The following is a 14,316-nucleotide window of genomic DNA, read 5'->3' as shown; positions in this document are numbered from 1 at the left end:
TGGCTGCTACCGGGCTGGTTTCTTGGCTGGGCCTGGGCGGCTGGATCTACTACAACATCGACGTACGCAACGACTACACTACTGAGGCTGAGGACCAGGCCCTGCAGGCAGATTACGAAAAGCACTATAAGCGCTACGAGCACGCCCCGCAGCCCCGCGTAACGGCCGTGAATCTGCAGGTAGACCTCGCGCCCGAAGCCCGCGCCGTGCAGGTACGGGGGCAACTGACGCTCAAAAACAAAACCGGCCGCCCGCTCGACACCCTGCGCCTGTCCTACGGTACCTACCTGGAAGACTTCCAGTTCAGTATCCCCGGCGCCCGGCCCGTGCTCAACGACCAGCGCCTGCACTTCCGCAGCTTCGTGCTCCAATCGGCTCTGGCCCCCGGCGACTCCCTGGTACTCGGCTACTCGGCTCAGTATCAGGCCCGGGCTTTGAAAACAAAGTTTCCCGGCCCCTGATCAATGGCAACGGCACCTTCCTCAATAACTTCGAGCTAGCGCCCACCATTGGCTACACCCGGAATATGGAGTTGGAAAGTGCCACCGACCGCGCCAAGTTCGATTTGCCCGAACGGCTCCGCATGGCGCCCCAGTCCGACTCGGCTGCTTACGCCAATAGCTACATTTCCACCGACGCCGACCGGTTGCGCTTCGAGGCCACGGTCAGCACCAGCCCCGACCAGATTGCCATAGCCCCGGGCTCTTTGCTGAAGGAATGGCAGCAGAACGGCCGCCGCTACTTCCACTACCGCCTGGCCCAGCCGGTGCTCAACTTTTACTCCATCACCTCGGCCCGCTATAAGGTGCGGCGGGAGCGGCAGAACGGCGTCGACCTGGAAATCTACTACCACCCCGGTCACCCCTACAACCTGGACCGGATGATGAACTCCATGCGCGCCTCCCTGGCGTACTACGGCCAGCAGTTTGGGGTGTATCCGCAGCAGCAGGCCCGCATCATCGAGTTTCCGCGCTATCAGAAGTTTGCCCAGGCGTTTCCCGGCACCATGCCCTACTCCGAAGGCCTCGGCTTTATTGCCCAGCCCAGCCCCGAAGACCGCGACGTGGACCGCACCTACCGGGTGGTAGCCCACGAAATGGCGCACCAGTGGTGGGCTCACCAGGTAGTAGGGGCCGCCGTGCAGGGTGCCACGTTTATGTCGGAATCTGTTTCCGAGTATCTTTCCACCCTGATGCTGGAGCGCCAGTATGGTGCGGCCCGGGTGCTGTCGGTGCGCCGTCATTCCCTCGACAATTACCTGCGCGGCCGGGCCAGCGAGAAGGTGCGGGAGCTGCCTTTGCTCTATAACGAGGACCAGCCCCACATTCACTACGCCAAGGGTGCCGTGGCGCTGTATGCCCTGCGCAGCTACCTGGGTGAACAACGCCTCCACGGCGCGCTCAGCCAGTTTGCGCGCGACTACCAGGGCCGTCCCGCCCCGTATCCTACTTCCGAAGATCTGTACGGCTACATCCTGCGCGCCACGCCCGACTCCTTGCAATACCTGGTAACCGACCAGCTCAAGCGCATTACGCTCTACGACAACCAGGTGCGGGAAGCAGCCTACCAGCGCCTGCCCGACGGCCGCTACCAGGCCATCATCCAACTGGAGGCCCACAAGCGCTACGCCGACGCGCTGGGCAAGGAAACAGAGGCTCCGTTGCACGACTACATCGACGTGGCCTTGTACGGCGCTGGGAACAAGGTGCTGGTCCGCCAACGGCTGCTGGTCACCAATTCCCGCAAAGTAGTACGGCTCACCGTCGCCGCCCTGCCCGTGAAAGCCGTGGTCGACCCGGACTACCTGCTCATCGACCGGAAACCGGAAGACAACAGCCACGACGCTATTCAGATCAACTAGCTAAACCCTGGCTGTATCCCGTAACACAAAACGCCCCGACCACATTGGCCGGGGCGTTTTGTATTGTGAAACTCTGCTGGAAGTCTAGCCTGAGCTAGGCCTTCTTCAGAAATTCGGTTTTGAGCACCATCGTGGAGCCACCCGCGCGGCCCTCGATTTCGGCGGGGCTGTTGGTTAGGCGAATGTTTTTCACCACCGTGCCGCGCTTCAGGGTCAGCGACGAGCCTTTCACCTTAAGGTCCTTGATCAGCGTCACCGAGTCGCCCTCGATGAGCAGGTTACCGTTGCTGTCTTTTACGTCCATAAGCTCTTTGGAAGTAAAAGGGTTATACGTTGAAGCGGAAGTGCATGATGTCGCCGTCCTGAACCACGTAGTCCTTGCCTTCCACGGCCATCTTGCCGGCTTCCTTGATTTTTACCTCGGTCTTGTACTCCTGGTAATCGGCCAGCTTGATAACCTCGGCGCGGATAAAGCCTTTCTCGAAGTCGGAGTGGATAACGCCCGCCGCGGCCGGAGCTTTGTCGCCGCGGTGAATGGTCCAGGCCCGTACTTCCTGCACCCCGGCCGTGAAGTAGGTAATCAGGTTCAGCAGCTCGTAGGAGGCACGAATCAGCTTGTTCAGGCCCGACTCGGTGAGGCCGTACTCGGCCAGGAACATTTCCTTTTCCTCGGGGTCTTCCATATCGGCAATCTGCTCCTCAATGGCCGCCGATACCAGCACCACCTGGGCGCCTTCGGCCTTCACGTGCTCCCGCAGGGCGGCTACGTGGTGGTTGCCGTCGGTCTTGATGCTGGCTTCGTCCACGTTGGCCACGTAAATCACGGGCTTGATGGTGAGCAGCTGCAAATCGGCTACGGCTTCGAGCTCCACCTCGTCGGCCTGCACGGCGCGGGCATTCTGCCCAGCTTCCAGGGCCGCCTTAAAGCGCTGCAGCACCGCTACTTCTTTCTTGGCTGCCGCGTCGCCGGCCTTGGCCGAGCGCTCCGACTTCTGCAGCTTTTTGTCGATGCTTTCCAGGTCCTTGAGCTGCAGCTCGGTGTCAATAACGTCCTTGTCGAACACGGGGTCGACGCCGCCGGCTACGTGCACGATGTTGGGGTCCTCGAAGCAGCGCACCACGTGAATGATGGCATCGACCTCGCGGATGTTGGCCAGGAACTTGTTGCCCAGACCTTCACCCTTGGAAGCGCCTTTTACCAGGCCGGCAATGTCCACAAACTCGATAATGGTGGGCAGTACGCGCTTGGGGTTCACCAGGGCTTCCAGAATCTGGAGGCGCTCATCGGGCACGGTAATCACGCCCACGTTGGGCTCGATGGTGCAGAAAGGATAGTTGGCCGATTCGGCCTTGGCGTTCGAAAGGGCGTTGAACAGCGTGGACTTACCCACGTTCGGCAAACCGACGATTCCGCAGCGGAGACCCATAATAGTGAAATGGTGAGTTGGTGAAATGGTGAGCTACGCCCTACAGGCGCAATTCGAGGGGCAAAGGTACGGCTGTTTTTCGGGGAATCCTTGGTGAATATAAAGGCAGCGAGCAGAGGGCAAAGTAGAACGTCATGCTGAGCGCAGCCGAAGCATCTTTACCGCAATGGTAACTTCTCCGTCTGTCATCCTGAGCAAAGCGAAGGACCTTCCTCGTCTATTCCACCACCGGTAGTACCACCTTTTACCGCTACAGCGAATAGCTTTTCACATTGAATGAACCGCAGTAGGATAGCGAGGAAGGTCCTTCGCCTTGCTCAGGATGACAGAGAATAATTTGGTATAGGCCACAAAAAACGGCGCGCCTTGACCCGGAGGTCAAAGCGCGCCGCGCGAAGGATCTGAAGTACTAAAAGGAGTAGAGCAGTGTTTCGCTAAAAGTCGGGGCTAGTAGTTGTCGTCGGAGCGGTTGGGATTGAAACCCGGCTCGCCGCTTTCGTAGTTGTCGTAGGCGGGGCGGGGGCGGTCCAGCTCGGCTACTTCCTCTTCGGTAAGCAGCTCTTCGCGTACGTAGTCCACCGCGTCCTGCAGGGCGTCTACGAACTTGGCAAAGTCTTCTTTGTAGAGGAAGATTTTGTGTTTCTCGTAGGAAAACGTGTCATCATCGCGCAGCTTGCGCTTGCTTTCTGTGATGGTGAGATAGTAGTCCTGGCCGCGCGTTGCCTTTACATCAAAAAAGTACGTGCGTTTGCCAGCTTTAATGCGTTGGGAGTAGATTTCTTCCTGATCGTGACGGTCTTCCACGGTGCCTTCAAATAGGTTGATTTATTCCAAGATGATTGAATTGCAACCCAAAGTAAAGTGTTCCAAGCGTATATAAAAATATTGAGGTCAACTTTTTTCCACAAAATGCCGGGTATCTTTGTTTTAGGCCTTGAGGCTTTTGCAGGCGGCTTTTTTGGACGCGGAAGGGAAAAATCTAGATAAATGCGGAAAGCAGGATTATATCCAGCAAAGTCTATGTACGACGCTGCCGGCTACTATTTCATCATCTCACCACTTCATACCTTCACCGATGTCCCAACCGCTTGATCTGGCCGCCGTCCGCTCGTTTGAGAACCTGGAGTTTCTGGCCCGCCAGCTCGTGGAAGGCTTCATTACGGGCCTGCACCAGTCGCCCTACCACGGCTTTTCGGTGGAGTTTTCGGAGCACCGCCTCTACAACCCCGGCGAAAGCACCCGCCACATCGACTGGAAGGTGCTGGCCCGCACCGATAAGCTCTTTGTAAAACGCTACGAAGAGGAAACCAACCTGCGCTGCCACATTCTGCTCGACGTGAGTCCGAGTATGTACTACCCGGCCCCGAGCCACGACAAGCTCCGCTTTGCCGTGCTCTGTACCGCGGCCTTGACCACGCTGTTGCAGAAGCAGCGCGACGCGGTGGGCCTGGTGACCTTCGCCGACCAGATTGAGCTGCAGACGCCCGTGCGCTCCACCACCTCGCACCGCCATACCCTGCTGCTGACGCTGCAACAGCTGCTGGAGCGCCCCGCCGCCCCGCGCCGGGCCACCGACGTGTCGGGCGTGATTCACCAGATTGCCCAGCAGATTCCCAAACGCTCGTTGGTGGTTTTGTTTTCCGACATGCTGGGCCGCAACCCCGAAGAGCAAACCGCCAGCCTGGCCGCGCTGCAGCACCTGCGCCACCAGCAGCACGAGGTGTTGCTGTTTCACATCATGGACCGAGCCACGGAGTCGGAATTTGCTTTTGCCGAGCGGCCCTACCTGTTTGAGGACGTCGAAACCGGGGAGCAGGTAAAGCTGCAGCCGGCCCAGGTGCGCGAGCAGTACCGCGCCGCCATGCAGCAGTACGAGCAGGAGCTGGCCCTGCGCTGCGGGCAGTACCGCATCGACTTCGTGCCCGTCGACATCCGGGAGCCGTTCGACAAGGTGCTGTACGCGTATCTGGTGAAGCGGGGCAAGGTCCGGTAATGGGGGCGTGGTACTGCCGCGTCTGCGGCCTCGACTACGACGTGTCGCCCTGGGGCCGAACGACGACACGCCGGACTACGGCACCTGTGAGTGCTGCGGCGCCCAGTTTGGCGTCGACGACTACTCGGTGGAGAGCAGCCGCAGCTTCCGGCAGCAGTGGCTGGCCGAGGATGCTGCCTGGTTTTACCCCAACCTGAAGCCCGCCGACTGGCAGCTGGAAACCCAGCTGGTCCAGATTCCGAGCCGCTTCCGCTAGCGGCTCACCTCTTATTTTCTTAACCTGCCCTGTTGTGCTGGACTATATTCTTTTGCTCGTATTCGTGTGTTTGCCCTCAGCCCTGCTCACGGGCTACATAGCCCACATGAACAACCGCTCTTTGTGGCGCTGGATGCTGTTTGGCCTGCTCGTGCCCGGCATAGCTATTTTCGTGTCCATGGTCGTCACCTACTTCGACCAGAAGCGGGCGGCCGAAAACAACCCCGGCTCGGACCCCGACACGCGGTAGGCTACCCCTCGGGCGTATTGTCCAAGGACTGCCAGAGGTATTTGCTGGCCAACGTGCGGTAGGGGCGCCAGGGCTCGGCCAGCTCGGTCATGCGGCGCAGCAGGGCCCGGCCGGTTTCCTCTAGTCCGTAATGTTTGCGCATGGCGTTCTGAATGCCCAGGTCGCCTTCGGGAAACACGTCGGGCTGGTCCAGGGCAAACATCTGCAGCATTTGAGCGGTCCAGCGGCCCACGCCTTTAATCTGGGTCAGGTGCTGGGTAAAGGCCTCGGCTTCGAGCTGACTGAGGTGGGCGTGGTCGAGCTGACCCTGCTGGGCAAAGCCGGCAATGGCGCGCAAGTAGCCCGCTTTCTGGCGCGAAATGCCGGCGGCCCGCAGGTCTTCGTCGGTGAGCAGCAGCAGGGCCGCCGGCTCGGGGTAGCCGTCAGGCGAAAACAGGCCCTGCACCTTTTTCCAAATCGCCGCAGCGGCTTTGGTCGAAATCTGCTGGCTTACAATGGCGCGCAGCAGAGCCAGGTACAAATCTTCGTGGGGCTGGGCTTGATGAAGCGGCCCCGGTCAATCAGCGCGGCCAAAACCGGGTCGGCTTGGCGCAGGTGGCGCAGGGCGGCTTCAGTAGCAGGGGCGGGGTTCAGCTCAGACTCGGTCACTGTCGAGAGGATTAGTGGGCACGGAAATAACCTGCAGCACGTCGCCATTGGCTTTGATCCTGACCCCGGTTAGGGCCTGGCCGTACACGGCGCCGGTGTCGATATTCAGCACGTGGTGAATCGGGTCAAAGTCGGCGGCTCCGTTGGTGGGCGTGTGGCCGATGACCTGGAGCTTGCCAATGTTGCGCAGTGGCCCGCGCCGCCACAAAATACCGTCGGGGTTGTCTTCGTCGAGCGGATTGGGCGTGTCGGCCAGCCCAGCGTGGCTCACAAACACGAACTCACTTTCCCAGAACAGCGGCCGTTGCTGCAGCCAGGGCAGGTGCGTAGCCAGCAGTTCGGGGTGCTGCCGGTACTGACCCACGGTGAGGCGCCCACCCCAGAGCAGCCAGTTGGGGTAGGGGCCCTGGGGGCCGTAGTGGCGCGTCATGCCCACCTCGTGGTTGCCTTTCAGAAAAATGGTGCGCTCGGGGTGGCGGGCGCTTAGGCGCATAGCTAGCTCCACGGTGTCGGGGGCGAATTTGCCGCGGTCCATCAGGTCACCCACCTGGATTAGTAGCTCCTGCTCGGGTTGCCAGTGCTGGAGCAGTTCCAGGAAGGTGTGGTAGCAGCCGTGCACGTCGCCGATAACAAACAGATTCATAAGGTAGAGCAGAGCCAAACTGGCCGGAGGAAAGAAAAAATGCGGCGCGCGGGGCCCCCACGGCGTAAAGATGGAAGTAAGTTCTTAGTAGTAGGTTTACGGACCACTTAATTCTGCGGCTGTCTGCGGCAGACCAAGCTTATCCGCCCTCTGCCCGCGTCTTACTCTGGCTTGCCGGTCGGTGAGTTTTCTTTCCCTAGCTTTTACCTAATGCCGTTACGCCAAATCCTTGTCCCGATTCGGGAGCTGTCCGAAAGTGGTAAGCTGTCTGGCCTGCTGCTGTTGCTGGCCACCGTTATATCCTTGCTAATAAGCAATTCGGGTCTGGGACAAAGCTACCTGCATTTCTGGGAAACCCCGCTGGGCTGGGGGCCGCTGGAAAAAACCTTGGCTCACTGGGTTGACGACGGCCTGATGGTCGTGTTTTTCTTTTCCGTGGGCCTGGAAATCAAGCGCGAAGTTCTCTACGGGGAGCTGACCGACATGCGGCAGGCCCTGCTGCCCATTCTGGCGGCGGTTGGCGGCGTGCTGGTGCCGGCGGGTATCTATCTGGCCTTCAACGTCGGCACGCCCACCAGCCACGGCTGGGCCGTGCCCACGGCCACCGATATTGCCTTTTCCCTGGGCATTCTGTCGTTGCTGGGCGAAAAAGTACCGCTCGGCCTGCGGGTTTTCCTTACTGCCCTGGCCATCATCGACGACCTGATTGCGGTGCTCATCATTGCCCTGTTCTACACCGCCGGCCTCGACCTGACGTATCTGCTGGCCGCCGCCGGCATCTTTGCCGCGCTGGTCGTGCTCAACCGGCTCAAGGTAACCTGGCTGCCGCTGTACTTTTTACTGGGCCTGGGCCTGTGGTTTTTCGTGCTCAAATCGGGCGTGCATGCCACTATTGCCGGCGTGCTGCTGGCCCTGACCATTCCCACCGACGCCATTGAAAAGCTCGAAGCCGCCCTGCACAAACCCATCAGCTACCTGATTCTGCCCATTTTTGCGTTGGCCAATACGGCCATCGTCATTTCCTCCGAGTCGGTGGGGAACTGCTGAGTCCGTTGGGGCTGGGTGTGGCGCTGGGGCTGCTGCTGGGCAAGCCGCTGGGTATTTTCGGGCTACCTGGCTTACGGTCAAAGCTGGCATTTCGGCCTTGCCCGAGCGGGTTACCTGGTTTAAAATGCTGGGCCTGGGCCTTACCGCCGGCATTGGCTTCACCATGGCCATCTTTATTGCCAACCTCTCGTTTCACGAACCGTCCCGGGTAGACCTGGCTAAGCTGGCCGTCATTCTGGGCTCCCTGCTGGCGGCCGTGGCCGGCCTTGTTGTGCTGCACTTCGCCGATAAGGCCGACGAAAGCGAGGCTCCCGTCGGCCTTTCGGAGGCAGAAATAGAGGCTTAAGCCGGTACGCTCAGGTTTTGCAGGGCGTGGTTTACCCGCTCTATCATCGTGTCGTCCACGTCGAGGTGGGTTACGAAGCGAATCATCTGGGGCCCAAACGACGAGGCCCGGATGCCCTGCTGCTCCAACTGAGCCAGGAAGGTTTCGGGGGCAATTTCGTCCTGGAGGCGGAAAATGGCTAGGTTGGTTTCGATGGGCAGAACCTCGGCCACGTAAGGCAGAGCAGCCAGCGTAGCACCCAACTCCTGGGCCCGGCGGTGGTCGTCGGCTAGGCGCGCCACGTTGTGCTCCAGCGCGTAAATGCCGGCCGCGGCCAGAATCCCGGCCTGCCGCATGCCCCCGCCCATCACCTTGCGAATCCGGCGGCATTTGTGAATAAAGGCCTTGGAACCCAGCAATACCGAGCCCACCGGCGTGCCCAGCCCTTTCGACAAGCACACCGAAATCGAGTCGAAGTACTTACCGTAATCGGCGGCGTCCTGTCCCGTAGCTACCAAGGCGTTGAAGATGCGGGCCCCGTCGAGGTGCAACGCCAGGCCGCGGCGCTGGGCTACTTCGGCAATGCTGGCAATGGCTTCCATGGAATAACAGCTGCCGCCGCCCCGGTTGCTGGTGTTTTCCAGGCAAATCAGGTTGGAAGTCGGGTAGTGCACGTTGTTGGCGGGCCGGATGGCGGCTTCCACCTGGGCGGCCGTCACGCGGCCCCGGTCGCCGGGCAGCAGGGCCACCGAGGCGCCTGAGTGAAAAGCAATGCCGCCCACTTCCCACAAATACACGTGGGCCGTCTGCTCGCAGATGACTTCCGACAAGGGCTCCGTATGGGCTTTAATGGCAATTTGGTTGGTCATGGTGCCGGAAGGACAGTACAGGCCGGCCTCCAGCCCGAAGCGGGCCGCCGACATTTCTTCCAGCTCGCGCACCGTCGGATCTTCCTCGTACACGTCGTCGCCGACGGGAGCATGAAGCATGGCGTGCAGCATCTCGGCCGAGGGCCGGGTGACGGTGTCGGAGCGTAAATCGATAATGGGTTCAGACATAGCTGGGAGCAAAACGAAAGGATGAAGACAAGGAAGAACGGGTAACTGTTTCCCGATTCAAAAATAAGACTTACTTTTGCCCCTCCTTTACAAAAAGACTTTAACCGACCCGGATATGAGCGTCACCCGACTGAAGCGTAAGCACCGCAAGAACATTGCGCGTGCCAACAACAAGCAGCGTATCATCAAGCAACTGCTGTTGACCCCCGTTCTGAAGAACGTGGACTTGGATGAACTGAAGTCCCGTTTCAACGGTGGCTCGGCTTCTGCAGCTCCTGCTACCACGACTGAAGCCTAAGTCGTTGCATCCGCAAGGATGCTGACAGCCCGTACGCCAGGCCGATGAGCAGGGCATAGTTTCCAGGTCGGAAAGCGCCCGTTCAGCGGCCCGCTCTCCGCATCGGCGGGTTTCGTACAGACTTCAATAAAAAGCGCTTTTTTCTCCGGAAAAAGGCGCTTTTTATTTGCGCTTATCATAGAGAACTTCTGTGTCATTGAGAGGAAGAATGACGAAGCCATCCGTCCTCTGAAATGTGCCGAGTTTTCTAAACTGAAAAGCCCTGACGTTACGCTCACGTCAGGGCTTTCCGGGTAAAGGTCATTTCGTACTTTGCCGAGGACGGATTGCTTCGTCGTGCCTCCTCGCAATGACGGAATGGGTAATTCACTCACTGCCTCCCCGCCCAGCGGCGCGCAAGCCCAGCTCTATGGCCTGCAGCTGCTGGACTTTGCCCTGGGCAACTTCGAAGCGCAGCATCGTCCGGACTTTGTGGAAGCCATGCATGCCCGCCGCGCCCGGGTTCAGGTGGAGCAGGCCCAACTTGGGGTCGGGCATGACTTTGAGAATGTGGGAGTGCCCGGAAATAAAAAGTCCGGGGCGCTCCTGGGTTACCAGCGGGCGGGCGGCGGGGAGTAGTGACCCGGGTAGCCGCCAATGTGCGTCATCAGCACCCGCAGGCCCTCTATTTCGAAGTTCTGTACCAAGGGCTGGGTCTGGCGCACGTCGCGGCCGTCGATGTTGCCGTATACCCCGCGCAGAGGCGCTACGGCCTCCAGTGCTTCGATGACGGCCGCGGTGCCGAAGTCGCCAGCGTGCCAGATTTCGTCGCAGCCACGCAGGTGGTGCAGGATGCGCTCATCCCAGTAACTATGGGTGTCAGAAAGTAAACCGATTTTTTTCATGGCTGCGTAAAAGTAAGGCCGTTCTAGAGCTTACGCCTAACCCGTGGTTTGGGAAAACCACCGTTGCGCTAGGGCCGGCAACAGAACCGGCTGCATCCCGTATCTTGCCCAGCTTTCCCTGATTTCCGTTTGCCGATTTTTATGCTGTGTTTTGCAATGGACCTCGGCGCCACTTCCTCATTTTCTGCCCTCTGATTACCCTGCGATGAACGTCTTCATCAACGATATTCCGCTGATCATCAAAAAGAACAGCGAGAAAATATACAAGCACCGCTACGACCTGATTCTGAACGCGGAGGATGAGTTCAGCTCCAAAGATCTGATCGGCGATGTGCTCGTGCGCGACGTCACGGACCCCTTCATCGACCGGATTCTGCGGCTGATGGAAGTAAAGAAGCTTAAGCGACTTAAGTCGCTGACGCTGCTGGCCCGTAAGAAAAAGCGGCTCATTCTGCACCTGAAAGACCAGTTCCGCATCGTGAAGGCCGCCGGTGGCCTGGTGGTGAAGGACGGCATGGTGCTGATGATCTACCGCCTCGGCAAGTGGGATTTGCCCAAGGGCAAGCTCAAAAAGGATGAAGATCCTGGCCTGGGGCCCTGCGCGAAGTGGAGGAGGAGTGCAACATTAAGGTGGAAATGGGCGAAGAACTGCCCAGCACCTGGCACTCTTATGCTTACAACGGCAACAAAATCCTGAAAAAGACGAATTGGTATATCATGAGCTGCTCCGACGACTCCTTGATGAAGCCTCAAGCCGAGGAATACATCGAGGAAGTGCGCTGGATGACGCCCCAGGAGGCTTTAGGCGTTCTGGATGAAGCGTACGCCTCTATTGCTTTGGTCGTGCGGCATTACCTGGGGGAAACCTCCGGTAAGGAGTCGGCCAAAGAGCCGGCCAAAGAAAAATAATTTACCCTCAACCCCCGCTTATGCGCCCGTTCCGCTACCTACCCTTCGTTCTGTTGCTGAGCGGGTTTGCCGCCTGTACCGGCAGCCAGAATGCTTCCGAAAACAGCGCCCCCCGCACCGAGCAGGGTACGGCGGCTAACCCGAGCCAGCTGGATATGCCCTCTTTGGTTGGTAAGAACATCGACCAGGTGCGCCGGGCCCTGGGTGCGCCCCAGGAAAGCAAAGATGAGGCTATTGGCCTGGAACCGAATGCCGAGCAGATGAAGTCCACGAAGGGTGCCGACTGGATCAACACCTTCGAGAAAAACGGCTCTACCATCGTGGTTACCTTCAATGCCAAGTCGCGCAAGGTGCTGGATATGGTGCTGATCGGCTCCGACGAGGACGAACTTATGCGCCGCGGCAACCTGGTGATGACTGCGCCCGAGTACATTGTGCTGCCCGTGCCAGACCCCAAGCGGCCCCAGGCCATTTCTGGCGTCCGGATGGTGTCGCGCCGCTAGCTGGCAGTCGGTGGCTGATAGGCTGGTAGCGGGAAGGGCACAAAGGTGTCCACGTTGCCACCGAAGCGGTGAATTTCGCGGATAATGGTGCTGCTAATGGCGGCCAGAGCCGGCGAGGTAATCAGGAACACTGTTTCCAGTTCGGGATTCATGTGGCGGTTGGCCTGGGCAATGGTGTTTTCGTATTCGAAATCAGTGGTATTGCGCAGGCCGCGGAGCAGAAACTTGGCGCCTACTTCCCGGGCAAACGTAGCCGTCAGCCCTTTGTAAGCCTGCACCCGTACTTGCGGCTCATCCCGAAACACCTCCTCAATCATGCCTACCATCTGCTCCACGGGCAGGTAGCGCGACTTGCTGCTGTTGTTGCCGATGGCGATTATGACTTCGTCGAAAAGCTGGGTGCCGCGGCGTACCACGTCGAGGTGACCATTCGTGAACGGGTCGAAGGAGCCAGGAAAGAGAGCAATGCGCTTCATGCTTCGCAGAGTTTGAGGTTCGTAGCGCGAAGGTGGGAAAAACTAGGTTATTGCACCTTGTAATCTGGCATTATGAGGCCGACGTGCTCTACCGGCTGAAATGAACTGCACCTGTTATCAGAAAGCCCTTTCTCGTTGTTGCGGGAAAGGGCTTTCTGATAACAGAGCGAGTTATACTGCGCAGGGGCAGATTCCTTCGGCTAATCATATGGCTGGGGCTATGCTATTCGCACAGATGCAGGCTGTAGAGCTCGAAGTAGCGGTATTCGAACAGGTCGTTGAGGCGGTAGCTGTACACCAAGTCGAAGGGACGGTTACCGAAGCGGATGTTGCGGATGTATTTGCGCAGAATGGTAAAGAGCTCGGAGTCGTGCATCAGGTCACCCCATACGACCACGCCGTCCTGGTCAGGGTTGAGCTGCAGCTCCTGCATCACCAGAATGGTGTAGTAAATCAGGTCTTCAGGCGTGGCAAAGGCAAAGACGTTGCAGAACTCCAGGCGCTTGTCACGCACGGCCACAATGGTTACTTCCTGATGGCCCAGGCTTAGGTAGAGCCGCCGGGGAGCTCCCACCTCACTCTGGTGAATGATGCCTTCGAGCAGGGCGCTGGTGTGGTGCAGCATCTTGCCCGTGGGGTAGGTGGCGCGAAACCAGCTGGTCAACGCTTTTTCGGCGGCAAATACGCTGACCATTTCCAGGCTGGAATGGCCGTAGCGGCCTACGGTTTCGTGCTCCGGGTCGAGGGCGTGGTGCAGGCGCAGGTAGGCGGCCTCGTCGCCGGGGCGCAGCAGGGGGGCAGGCAGCAGCGTAAAGGAGCGGTTTTGCACGGCCAGCCGCACCTGGTTCCAGCTGGTTTGGCTGAGCAAGTCATTTTCCTGGGCCAGGGCCTGCAGCTGTTCCGCCCAAGAGGCCTGTGGGTTCAGCGCATAGTCTTCCAGGGCCACAAACTTGTTGCGCCGGATATCGGCCACGCCCAGGCGCAGGCCATTGGCCCCGGCAGTCAGGTAAAGGTTGCAGCCGGCCGGCGAGGCTGTTTCCAGCGTTTCGTCACGCAGGGACTGCAAAGCAACAGGCGGAGCGAAAAGTGGCAAGGGGCGGCAGACAAAGTGGAAGAAGACACGGCAGGACGGGCAAGTAGCGGCAAAGAGGCCGTTAAAGGTACGAAAGGCCCGCAAACCGATTTACTTCCGGAAAGCTAGTCTGCCGCAGCGCTACTGAAACAGGATGTGGGGAATGAATACGTCGTCGGGGCTGATGACGTGGCGCATGATGGGGTGCACCTGGCTGGGCAGCAGGGCGCCCAGCTGCCGGGGCGTAAGAAAAGCCAGCTCAGTCAGCAGCTGGGTATCCGGGCCGTGCTCGGGGTCGGAGCCTAGGCGGGGGGTAGCGGTTTCATCTACCAGCTTCACTTCAAAAAACAGCTCCAAAGCCTGCAAGTCAGCGGTTTTGAACTCGTGCAGGTGCAGAAAGCGGCCCACGGTTACCTGCAAGCCCGTTTCTTCCTGGTACTCCCGGCGCAGGCACTCCTGAATAGTTTCGCCGAACTGCCAGCCTCCGCCGGGCGGCGACCAGAACGGCAGCCCACCTGCCAGCAGGCCCCGGTGGGCGGTCAGCAGCATGGCGCCCTGGTGAATCAGCATGCCGCAGGCCCGCACCCGTACTTGTCCGGTATAGGCCTGAAGCAGTGAGTCGGGAATGGCAGCAGAAGCGGTGGAGGGAGGAAGCATAGGAAATCA

General features: G+C 59.4%; 22 protein-coding genes. 11 read left to right on the top strand and 11 right to left on the bottom strand.

Annotation, left to right across the window (positions count from 1 at the left end; genetic code table 11):
• Positions 1-526: 526 nt before the first annotated feature.
• Positions 527-1,861, top strand: a complete 1,335-nt coding sequence (locus MUN79_RS24515; RefSeq protein WP_244675133.1) for a M1 family aminopeptidase — start codon at positions 527-529, stop codon at positions 1,859-1,861.
• A 94-nt stretch (positions 1,862-1,955) separates the two neighbouring features.
• Here MUN79_RS24515 and MUN79_RS24510 read toward each other — a convergent pair whose 3' ends face one another.
• The 3 genes from MUN79_RS24510 to MUN79_RS24500 form a co-directional block, all read right to left on the bottom strand.
• Positions 1,956-2,165, bottom strand: a complete 210-nt coding sequence (locus MUN79_RS24510) for a zinc ribbon domain-containing protein YjdM (protein WP_244675132.1) — start codon at positions 2,163-2,165, stop codon at positions 1,956-1,958.
• A gap of 22 nt (positions 2,166-2,187) precedes the next feature.
• Positions 2,188-3,288, bottom strand: coding sequence for a redox-regulated ATPase YchF (gene ychF, locus MUN79_RS24505; protein WP_244675131.1), 1,101 nt, complete (start codon positions 3,286-3,288; stop codon positions 2,188-2,190).
• A gap of 447 nt (positions 3,289-3,735) precedes the next feature.
• Complete coding sequence (locus MUN79_RS24500; RefSeq protein WP_244675130.1) at positions 3,736-4,092, bottom strand: DUF3276 family protein; 357 nt, start codon at positions 4,090-4,092, stop codon at positions 3,736-3,738.
• 271 nt (positions 4,093-4,363) lie between these two features.
• Here MUN79_RS24500 and MUN79_RS24495 point away from each other — a divergent pair, with 271 nt between their 5' ends.
• The 3 genes from MUN79_RS24495 to MUN79_RS24485 are packed head-to-tail and all read left to right on the top strand — an operon-like array spanning position 4,364 to position 5,787.
• Positions 4,364-5,281: a DUF58 domain-containing protein gene (locus MUN79_RS24495; RefSeq protein WP_244675129.1), complete on the top strand. Its 918-nt coding sequence runs from the start codon at positions 4,364-4,366 to the stop codon at positions 5,279-5,281.
• A gap of 7 nt (positions 5,282-5,288) precedes the next feature.
• Positions 5,289-5,537 carry a hypothetical protein gene (locus MUN79_RS24490; RefSeq protein WP_244675128.1) on the top strand — a complete coding sequence of 83 codons (249 nt, stop codon included), beginning with the start codon at positions 5,289-5,291 and terminating at the stop codon, positions 5,535-5,537.
• 34 nt (positions 5,538-5,571) lie between these two features.
• Entirely contained in the window at positions 5,572-5,787 is a 216-nt protein-coding gene (locus MUN79_RS24485; protein ID WP_244675127.1) for a hypothetical protein, read from the top strand.
• A 1-nt stretch (position 5,788) separates the two neighbouring features.
• Here the strand turns inward: MUN79_RS24485 and MUN79_RS24480 are convergent, their stop codons facing one another.
• Genes MUN79_RS24480 through MUN79_RS24470 form a run of 3 tightly spaced genes read right to left on the bottom strand, consistent with a single transcriptional unit; the run spans position 5,789 to position 7,078 of the window.
• Positions 5,789-6,307: a DNA-3-methyladenine glycosylase family protein gene (locus MUN79_RS24480; RefSeq protein WP_244675126.1), complete on the bottom strand. Its 519-nt coding sequence runs from the start codon at positions 6,305-6,307 to the stop codon at positions 5,789-5,791.
• The gene (locus tag MUN79_RS24475; protein ID WP_244675125.1) at positions 6,277-6,435 is read right to left on the bottom strand and encodes a hypothetical protein; all 159 of its coding nucleotides are present in this window, start codon (positions 6,433-6,435) and stop codon (positions 6,277-6,279) included. Before MUN79_RS24475 ends, MUN79_RS24480 begins: the two co-directional genes overlap by 31 nt.
• The gene (locus tag MUN79_RS24470; protein ID WP_244675124.1) at positions 6,422-7,078 is read right to left on the bottom strand and encodes a metallophosphoesterase; all 657 of its coding nucleotides are present in this window, start codon (positions 7,076-7,078) and stop codon (positions 6,422-6,424) included. Before MUN79_RS24470 ends, MUN79_RS24475 begins: the two co-directional genes overlap by 14 nt.
• 210 nt (positions 7,079-7,288) lie before the next feature.
• Between MUN79_RS24470 and nhaA the strand changes: the two genes are divergently transcribed.
• Both nhaA and MUN79_RS30390 read left to right on the top strand, forming a co-directional pair.
• Positions 7,289-8,125 carry a Na+/H+ antiporter NhaA gene (gene nhaA / locus MUN79_RS24465; protein WP_262922940.1) on the top strand — a complete coding sequence of 279 codons (837 nt, stop codon included), beginning with the start codon at positions 7,289-7,291 and terminating at the stop codon, positions 8,123-8,125.
• A complete protein-coding gene (locus MUN79_RS30390) occupies positions 8,070-8,471 on the top strand; it encodes a Na+/H+ antiporter NhaA (protein ID WP_262922939.1) in 402 nt (133 codons plus the stop codon). Before nhaA ends, MUN79_RS30390 begins: the two co-directional genes overlap by 56 nt.
• Here MUN79_RS30390 and MUN79_RS24460 read toward each other — a convergent pair.
• Entirely contained in the window at positions 8,468-9,508 is a 1,041-nt protein-coding gene (locus MUN79_RS24460) for a threonine aldolase family protein (RefSeq protein ID WP_244675123.1), read from the bottom strand. The genes MUN79_RS30390 and MUN79_RS24460 overlap by 4 nt on opposite strands.
• A gap of 115 nt (positions 9,509-9,623) precedes the next feature.
• On the opposite strand from MUN79_RS24460, the gene MUN79_RS24455 reads away from it, so the two are divergent.
• Both MUN79_RS24455 and MUN79_RS31455 read left to right on the top strand, forming a co-directional pair.
• Positions 9,624-9,806, top strand: coding sequence for a hypothetical protein (locus MUN79_RS24455; RefSeq protein WP_244675122.1), 183 nt, complete (start codon positions 9,624-9,626; stop codon positions 9,804-9,806).
• 357 nt (positions 9,807-10,163) lie between these two features.
• Positions 10,164-10,424 (top strand): hypothetical protein, encoded by a 261-nt coding sequence (locus MUN79_RS31455; RefSeq protein WP_311136586.1) that lies wholly within the window; start codon positions 10,164-10,166, stop codon positions 10,422-10,424.
• Here MUN79_RS31455 and MUN79_RS31450 read toward each other — a convergent pair.
• Positions 10,397-10,690 carry a metallophosphoesterase family protein gene (locus MUN79_RS31450; RefSeq protein WP_311136585.1) on the bottom strand — a complete coding sequence of 98 codons (294 nt, stop codon included), beginning with the start codon at positions 10,688-10,690 and terminating at the stop codon, positions 10,397-10,399. The two genes, MUN79_RS31455 and MUN79_RS31450, sit on opposite strands and share 28 nt — an antisense overlap.
• 205 nt (positions 10,691-10,895) lie before the next feature.
• Between MUN79_RS31450 and MUN79_RS24445 the strand changes: the two genes are divergently transcribed.
• From MUN79_RS24445 to MUN79_RS24435, 3 genes are read left to right on the top strand one after another with little or no spacing between them, the layout of a single operon-like run.
• Complete coding sequence (locus MUN79_RS24445; protein ID WP_244675121.1) at positions 10,896-11,387, top strand: NUDIX hydrolase; 492 nt, start codon at positions 10,896-10,898, stop codon at positions 11,385-11,387.
• Positions 11,327-11,599: an NUDIX hydrolase gene (locus MUN79_RS24440; protein WP_244675120.1), complete on the top strand. Its 273-nt coding sequence runs from the start codon at positions 11,327-11,329 to the stop codon at positions 11,597-11,599. Before MUN79_RS24445 ends, MUN79_RS24440 begins: the two co-directional genes overlap by 61 nt.
• Before the next feature lie 20 nt (positions 11,600-11,619).
• On the top strand, positions 11,620-12,102 hold the full coding sequence (locus tag MUN79_RS24435; RefSeq protein WP_244675119.1) for a hypothetical protein: 483 nt from the start codon (positions 11,620-11,622) through the stop codon (positions 12,100-12,102).
• Here the strand turns inward: MUN79_RS24435 and coaD are convergent.
• From coaD to MUN79_RS24420, 3 genes are all read right to left on the bottom strand, one after another.
• A complete protein-coding gene (coaD, locus tag MUN79_RS24430; RefSeq protein ID WP_244675118.1) occupies positions 12,099-12,578 on the bottom strand; it encodes a pantetheine-phosphate adenylyltransferase in 480 nt (159 codons plus the stop codon). The genes MUN79_RS24435 and coaD overlap by 4 nt on opposite strands.
• A gap of 223 nt (positions 12,579-12,801) precedes the next feature.
• The gene (locus MUN79_RS24425; protein WP_244675117.1) at positions 12,802-13,644 is read right to left on the bottom strand and encodes a DUF3822 family protein; all 843 of its coding nucleotides are present in this window, start codon (positions 13,642-13,644) and stop codon (positions 12,802-12,804) included.
• Between the two features lie 147 nt (positions 13,645-13,791).
• Positions 13,792-14,307, bottom strand: a complete 516-nt coding sequence (locus MUN79_RS24420) for an NUDIX domain-containing protein (protein ID WP_244675116.1) — start codon at positions 14,305-14,307, stop codon at positions 13,792-13,794.
• Positions 14,308-14,316 lie beyond the last annotated feature (9 nt).

The sequence above is a fragment of the Hymenobacter cellulosilyticus genome (assembly GCF_022919215.1).
Classification (GTDB): domain Bacteria; phylum Bacteroidota; class Bacteroidia; order Cytophagales; family Hymenobacteraceae; genus Hymenobacter; species Hymenobacter cellulosilyticus.
The sequence above is the reverse complement of the archived record's forward strand: the minus strand, read 5'-3'. Positions and strand labels throughout refer to the sequence as shown.